This window comes from Candidatus Protofrankia californiensis, from assembly GCF_900634765.1.
In the GTDB taxonomy this organism is placed as follows: domain Bacteria; phylum Actinomycetota; class Actinomycetes; order Frankiales; family Frankiaceae; genus Protofrankia; species Protofrankia californiensis.
This window is the reverse complement of the sequence record NZ_CAAAFT010000436.1, coordinates 1-835: the sequence shown is the minus strand read 5'-3', so window position 1 is coordinate 835 and position 835 is coordinate 1. Positions and strand designations below refer to the sequence as shown.

General features: G+C 74.0%; 1 pseudogene. It reads right to left on the bottom strand.

What is annotated here, in order from left to right:
• Positions 1–835: pseudogene (locus DD1DGNOD_RS27430) on the bottom strand (AAA domain-containing protein); the annotation flags it as partial.

The following is an 835-nucleotide window of genomic DNA, read 5'->3' as shown; positions in this document are numbered from 1 at the left end:
TCGCGGGCCCGGTTGACCGCGTCGAGGGCGGCGGCCAGATCGTGCAGGCGGGCCAGACGCACCTCGGGAGCGGACTCGGAATCGATGCGCACGGCCACCAGCGCCCAGGCGCTACTCGCCGTCTCCAGGCAGACCTGCGCGGTCAACCGGGCGAGCACCACGTCGAGCAGTTCGGGTGTGCGGGGGGACACGCCGTCGACGGTCGCCGCCGTGAGCAGGAGAGCCGCGCTTTTCTGGATCTTCGGACGGAAGACGGCGCGCAGACCGTGGCCGGCCGCCAGATGGGCCCGCAGCGCCTCGCCATGGGCGAGCAGTACCTGCGCGCTCGCCGGCCCCTGCTCGGTCAGCGTGGGCAGGACGACCTTGTGCAGCCCGATCTGGTCGAGCGCGCGGGCGGCCTGCTCGACAGCTGGCGCGGCCGCGGTGACCTTCGTCCAGAGCACGGTGTCGCGGCCGGTGAGGGCATCGTCGAGCGCCGTCTCCACCCACGCCCAACGGCTGTGATGGCGGGCCACCAGCGCCAGAGCGTCGGTCAGCTCCGTGGTGACCTCCCGCAGGGCGTCCACCTGCTGGGGGGACAGTCCGGCGAGCCGGTCGGCGAGGACGGCGGCAGGCTCGGCAAGGGTGATCGCGCTGTCGCGGGCGACCGAGGTGGCGGCCTGTTCGGCGGCTAGGAGCTGACGGATCGTGCCGGTCGGGACCACCGTGTCCGGATCGGTCGGGGTCTGGGTGAGCCTGCGGACCCGAGCGGGCGTCCGGGAGCGGAGCACGGCGAGCAGTTCGGCCGCCTCGGCGACGTCCAGCGGCGCCGACGGCGGCCCGCCATGTCCACCAT